Genomic DNA, 6,000 nt, shown 5'->3' with positions numbered 1-6,000 from the left:
CCGTGACCGGCGCCGCCCGGCTCCCGCGCCGGCCGCTCCGGCCCGGTCGTGGACGTGTGTGCCGGCCGGGTCAGGCGAAGGAGAAGCGCGCGGCCGCTCCGGCGGGCGTGGTCGCCTGGCGGCGTCCGGGGACGTCGTGGACGGCCGCCGCGCCTTCGGAGCGGAGCCGGTCGGGGCTCGCGTCCCGGGCCATCACCGCGGCGTAGGCGCGGACGTCCGCCGGAGTCAGGTCGGTGCGGCCCCGCTCGGTGTACTGCCGGAGGAGGTCGGTGAGGCCCGGGTCGAACCGCAGCACGGTCACCGGGGCGTCGAAGCGCCCGGCGACGGCGATCAGCCGCTCGCGCGCCTGCGGGGTGACGTTCGTCGACTCGGCGAGCGCGCACTTCCCGGCGGCCAGCCGGGCGGCGATCCTGCGGTCGCGCTCCTCGAAGACCCGTGCGTCCGCCGCGTCGGATCCCGCCTCCTCGGGGGACGAGGTGCCGAAGAGTTCCGCCCGGATCGCGTCGCTGGACACCACGGCCTCCGCGTCGATCCGGCGGCCCGCGACCAGGGCCCGGACGAAGCTGGTCTTCCCCGAGGCCGGGGGACCGACCAGGACGACGAGCCCGGCCGGCACCCGGATGGTCGGCGGCTGCGGCGTGTTGTTCGGCACGGACCCATTGTGTCGGGTGGCGGCGGCCGGCCGGGAGACTCGGGGCGGAGGGCGGAGGGCGGAGGGCGGAGGGCGGAGGGCGGCCCACCACAGGCCAGCTCCGACCGCCCGGCTGCCGGCCCCGGCCGTGCCCCCGCAGGTCGGGGCCTGGCCGGGGCCGGCCCCGACCAGGCGCCCGGTCAGCGGCCGGGGCTGCGGCGCGGCGGCAGCGGCAGGAACGGGCTGGTGCGGGCCAGGTACTCGGACCAGCCGGGGCGGTCGGTGGTGGCCAGGTGGCGTTCCAGCATGGGCTTGCCGCTGCCGAAGGCGAGCAGGTAGGTCATCAGCAGCGGGCTGCCGACGAAGGCCCAGCCGATCGGGTGGTCGGCGACCAGCAGGAACAGGCCCCACCAGACGCAGGCGTCGCCGAAGTAGTTGGGGTGGCGGGTCCAGCGCCACAGGCCGCGGTCCATCACCTGGCCCCGGTGGGCCGGATCGGCCTTGAACCGGGCGAGTTGGGCGTCGCCGACGGCCTCGAAGAACAGGCCGACCGCCCACAGCGCGGTGCCCGCCCAGGCGGTGGCGCCGGGCGGGTCGGGCAGGTACTGGGCGGCCAGCACGGGGAGCGCGACGAACCAGACCAGGGCGGCCTGCAGCAGGTAGACGATCCGCAGCGCGTACCGGGTGCGGGCCGGGCCGGCGGGGGCCTTGGCGAGCATCCGGGCGTACCGGGCGTCCTCGGGCAGGCCGCGGGCCCGCCACCACAGGTGGGCGGCCAGCCGCAGGCCCCAGACCGCGACCAGGACGGTGGCCAGCGCCCGGCGGCCCCCGTCGCCGTACCCGGCGGACAGCCCGCAGCCGGCCAGCGCGACGGCGGTGAACGCCAGGCCCCAGGCCACGTCCACGCCGCGGTGCCGGCCGGTGCGCACCCCGACCGCGAACGCGGCCAGCATGACGAGCAGCGCCACGCCCGCGGCGCAGGCCGCGCCGACGCCGAACGCGGCGGCGTTCACCGCAGGCCGTCCCGGCTCAGCAGCACCTGGTGGACGTTCAGGTAGCCGGAGCGGAACCCGGCCTCCGAGTAGGCGAGGTACAGCTCCCACATCCGCCGGAACACCTCGTCGAAGCCCAGCGCCGCGACCGGCCCGGCCTCGGCCGTGAACCGCTCCCGCCACAGCCGCAGGGTCTCCGCGTAGTGCGGCCCGTACGCGTCCGCGCTGTCCACCCGCAGCCGGGTGTGCGCGGCGGCGGTGTCGGCGATCGCCCGCAGCGAGGGGATCTGGCCGCCGGGGAACACGTACTTGAGGATCCAGGTGTACGTGCCGCTGCTGGCCAGCATCCGGTCGTGCGGCATGGTGATGGCCTGCAGGGCGACCCGGCCGCCGGGGGCGAGCAGCCCGTCCAGGGCGGTGAAGTAGGCGGGCCAGAACGGGCGGCCGACCGCCTCGATCATCTCGCAGCTGACGATCGCGTCGTACGAGCCCCGGGCCTGCCGGTAGTCGCACAGCCGGACGTCGACCCGCTCGGACTGCCCCGCGTCGGCGATCCGGCGGCGGGCCAGCACGAGCTGCTCGGCGGAGAGGGTCAGGGTGGTCACCCGGGCGCCGCGGGCGGCGGCCCGCAGGGCCAGTTCGCCCCAGCCGGTGCCGATCTCCAGCAGCCGGGTGCCGGGGCCGACCCGGGCCAGGTCGAGCAGCCGGTCGATCTTGCGGTGCTGGGCGGGCACCAGGTCGGCCCAGCGGGTGGCGGGGGACGGGTCGGAGAACACCGCCGAGGAGTACGACAGGGTCGGGTCGAGGAACAGCGCGAACAGCTCGTTCGACAGGTCGTAGTGCCGGTGGATGTTGTGCTGCGCGTTGTCCGCGGTGGACAGCTCCGCCGCCGGGGGCCGCCGCACGTACAGCCGGCGCAGCAGGCCGGAGCCGGGCGGCACCAGGGTCTCCGGGCGGGCGGCCAGCACGGTCAGCAGCCGGGCCAGGTCGGGGCTGTCCCAGTCGCCCGCCTGGTAGGACTCGCCGAAGCCGATCAGCCCGCCCGCGCCGACCCGGTGCAGGAACGCCTCCGGGCGGTGCAGCCGCAGCACCGGCGCGCCGGGCGGGGCGGGCAACAGCGGCCGCCCGCCCGGGAGTTCGACCCGCAGGCCGCGCCGGGCCGCCGCCCGGCGCAGCAGCCGTCCGGCCGCCGCGGCCCGCAGCGGGGCGTGCGGCACCCGGGCGACGTCCGGCCAGCGCACCGGGTCGACGGCGGACGGGAGCGGGGCGGTGGTGACGGTCATGCGGGCGGGGCCTCTCCGGTGCGGGGACGGGGACGGGGACGGGTGTCGGGGCGGCCGGCCGGACGGGTGCCGGGCCGACCGGTGGGCCGACCGGCGGGCGGGCCGGTGGGCGGGCCGGTGGGTCGGGGGTGGACGGGCAGGCCGCGCAGCCACAGGCGGATGCCCTGGGTCCGGATCCGCAAACTGACCGCGAAGGTCGCGAACGGGTGCCGGACGACGGCCCGCAGCAGCGCGGCCGGGCCGGCCGGGCGGCCGGTGCCGGTCACGGTGGCGGTGAACGCCCGCCCGCCGGGCAGCTCCAGCCGGACGGCCAGGTGCAGGCGGGCGGTCCCGGCTCCGGGTTCGGAGCCGGTTCCGGTTCCGGCTCCGGCGCGGTCCGGCGCCGGGCGCGGGTGCGGATCCGGTTCGGGGAGCAGCAGGTCGTAGTGGCCGTCGAGCGGCAGGAACGGCGAGACGTAGAACTCCTTCGGGCTCCGCGCCCACCCGGCGGCGTCCGCCCGCAGCAGGTAGCGGTGCCGCCCGCCGTACGTGTTGTGCACCTCGGCGACGGTGCACAGCGGCGCGCCCGCCGCGTCCCGGCACCAGTACACCGTCAGCGGGTTGAACACGTGCCCGAGCGAGCGGGCCTGGGTGAGCATCAGCACCCGGCCACCGCCCAGCTCCAGGCCGTGCGCGGCGAGGTGGCGCTCCAGGTCGCGCCGGATGCCGCCGGGGCTCTCGTCGGGGCTGCCGTCGGGGCTGCCGTCGAGGGTGTGGTCGCGGGGCAGGAAGCGGGCCAACGGGCGCAGCGGCCACGGCAGTTCGGGCAGCCGGTCGAGATCGACCAGCCACAGGTAGCCGCGGTGCCGGAAGACCCGGCGGGGCTCGGCCCGGACGTGCGTGGTGCGGGTCTCGTACAGCACCGCGCCCCACCGGCCGGGCAGTGCGGCGGGTGCGGCGTCCGGCGCGTGCGAGGGGTCGTTCAGGCTCACGGGGCGACCGCCGCCAGCAGTCGGCGGGCGGCGGCCAGGCCGGAGCGGCAGCCGTCCTCGTGGAACCCCCAGCCGTGGTACGCCCCGGCGAACGCGGTGCGGCCGGTGGCCAGTTCGGGCAGCCGCCGCTGGGCGGCGACCGTGCGGGCGGTGTAGATCGGGTGCTCGTAGACGGTGCGGGAGACCACCAGCGGCTCGGGGACGGGGGAGTGGCCGTCCTCGTTCAGGGTGACCAGGTAGTCCTCGGCGCCGCCCAGCCGCAGCAGCCGGTTCAGGTGGTAGCTGACCCGGACCCGGTCGGAGGGCGCGTCGCAGTCGGGCATCCGGTAGTTCCAGGACGCGCGGGCCCAGGCGGACCGGGGCAGCAGCGAGGCGTCCCGGTGCAGCACCGTCGGGTTGCGGGAGTAGGCGAAGGCGCCCAGCACCTCCTGCTCGGCCCGGGTCGGGTCGGCCAGCAGTCGCAGCGCCTGGTCGGCGTGGACGGCGACCACCACCGCGTCCGCCGGCGCGGACCGCCCGTCCTCGGTGCTCACCGTGACGCCGTCCGGGTGCCGCCGCACCGCGCGCACCGGCGCGGACCGGTGCACGGTGCCGGAGTGCGCGGCCAGGTGGGCGGCGATCCGCTCCACGTACGCGGCCGAGCCGCCGACCACGGTGCGCCAGGTCGGCGAGCCGGTGACGCTCAACAGGCCGTGGTTGGACAGGAACGCGAACAGGTAGCGGGCTGGGTAGTCACCGGCCAGGTCGGGCGCGCAGGACCAGACCGCGGACACCACCGGCGTCATGAAGTGCTGCGTGAAGTACGCCGAGAAGCCGTGCCCGGCCAGGAACTCGCGCAGGCTCGGCTCGGGCTGCTCCTGTCCGCTCCGCCCCCGGTCGTCCGGCCCCCGGCCGTCCTGTTCCGGGTCGGCGAGCAGGGCGCGGGCCAGCCGGTGGAAGCGCGGCACCTCGCCGAGCATCCGCAGGTACCGGCCGCGGGCCAGGTTGCCCGGCGTGGCCAGCAGCCCGGAGGGGCCGCGGGCGCCCGCGTACTCCAGACCGCAGCCCGCGCAGGACACCGACATGCTCATGTCGCTCTCCTGCGTCCGCACCCCCAACTCACCGAACAGGCGCACCAGTTCCGGGTAGGTACGGGTGTTGTGCACCAGGAAACCGGTGTCCAGGGCCAGCTCCCGGCCGTCCGCGGCGGTGGTCCGCTGGGTGTGCGCGTGCCCGCCCAGGCGACCGTCCGCCTCGAACAGCTCCACCGCCACCCCGGCCCGCGCCAACGCGTACGCCGCGCTCAGCCCCGCCACCCCCGCGCCCACCACGGCCACCCGCCGCACCGGCGGCCGGCGGCGCGGCGCCGGGGGGACGGACCCCCCGGCGGAAACGGTGCCGAGTGTCGTCACGTCGATCCTCCCCTGCTCGCGGACCGCCCGCGGCGGCCCTCACAGCCCGCATTCGGCGCCGCCCCCCGCCCGGATTGCTCCGAACGGGCCACCACCCGGCCCGGCCCCGGTCAGAGCCGGTCCAGCACCTCGGGCAGTCGCTGCTCCACCGCGTCGGCCAACCGCTCGAACTCCCGCCGCAGCAACGGCTCCGCCAGCCGCGCCAGCCCGTGGAACCGCAACCGGGCCCGGTAGCGCAGCACGGCCCCGGCCCCGTCCCGGTCCGGATCCACCAGGATCTCGTCGGTGGCCGTCACCGTCCGGTTCCGCCCGACGAACACCAACCGGTCCGACTCCCGGGCCACCAGCTGGTACACCAACTCGCTGCGCCGCCCCCGGAACACCGACACGTTCTGCCACCGCGCCCCCACCACCGACCCGCCCGCCCCCAACCGGACGCACTCCACCGTCCCCGGATCCCACTCGGCGGCGTGCCCGAAGTCCGCCAGGTACTCCAGCACCCCGCCCGCCGGGCACACCGTCCGCATCTCCCGCACCACCTCGATCACCGGACCTCCTCGCTCAGGGGACGACCGGGTGATTCGGAGCCGGACGACGAACGGATGGGGCGGGGGCTGATGGGGCGGGGGCTTGAGTCACCGGGCCGAGGGCGGTCGGCGGTGTCACCGAGCCGTGCCCGAGGCGGGTGGGGTCCGGCTTGCCGGGGGCGTGGTCAGCGGGTGACGGCTCGGG

The 6,000-nt window shown here is 77.2% G+C and carries 6 protein-coding genes; all 6 read right to left on the bottom strand.

Going from position 1 to position 6,000, the window contains the following annotated elements:
* Positions 1-70: 70 nt before the first annotated feature.
* Entirely contained in the window at positions 71-652 is a 582-nt protein-coding gene (locus ACWEO5_RS27420) for an AAA family ATPase (RefSeq protein WP_452164895.1), read from the bottom strand.
* Positions 653-831: 179 nt separating this feature from the next.
* Complete coding sequence (locus ACWEO5_RS27415; RefSeq protein ID WP_452164897.1) at positions 832-1,584, bottom strand: DUF1295 domain-containing protein; 753 nt, start codon at positions 1,582-1,584, stop codon at positions 832-834.
* Between the two features lie 56 nt (positions 1,585-1,640).
* The gene (locus ACWEO5_RS27410) at positions 1,641-2,906 is read right to left on the bottom strand and encodes a class I SAM-dependent methyltransferase (RefSeq protein WP_452164894.1); all 1,266 of its coding nucleotides are present in this window, start codon (positions 2,904-2,906) and stop codon (positions 1,641-1,643) included.
* Positions 2,903-3,829: a DUF1365 domain-containing protein gene (locus ACWEO5_RS27405; RefSeq protein WP_452164896.1), complete on the bottom strand. Its 927-nt coding sequence runs from the start codon at positions 3,827-3,829 to the stop codon at positions 2,903-2,905. The genes ACWEO5_RS27410 and ACWEO5_RS27405 overlap by 4 nt, the downstream gene beginning before the upstream one ends.
* A 44-nt stretch (positions 3,830-3,873) precedes the next feature.
* Positions 3,874-5,193 (bottom strand): NAD(P)/FAD-dependent oxidoreductase, encoded by a 1,320-nt coding sequence (locus ACWEO5_RS27400; protein WP_452164893.1) that lies wholly within the window; start codon positions 5,191-5,193, stop codon positions 3,874-3,876.
* A gap of 185 nt (positions 5,194-5,378) precedes the next feature.
* Positions 5,379-5,816: an SRPBCC family protein gene (locus ACWEO5_RS27395; RefSeq protein ID WP_452164892.1), complete on the bottom strand. Its 438-nt coding sequence runs from the start codon at positions 5,814-5,816 to the stop codon at positions 5,379-5,381.
* Positions 5,817-6,000 lie beyond the last annotated feature (184 nt).

The sequence above is a fragment of the Kitasatospora sp. NPDC004272 genome, assembly GCF_053603035.1.
Note: the sequence above shows the minus strand (reverse complement) of the source record. Positions and strands in the feature narration are given on the sequence as shown.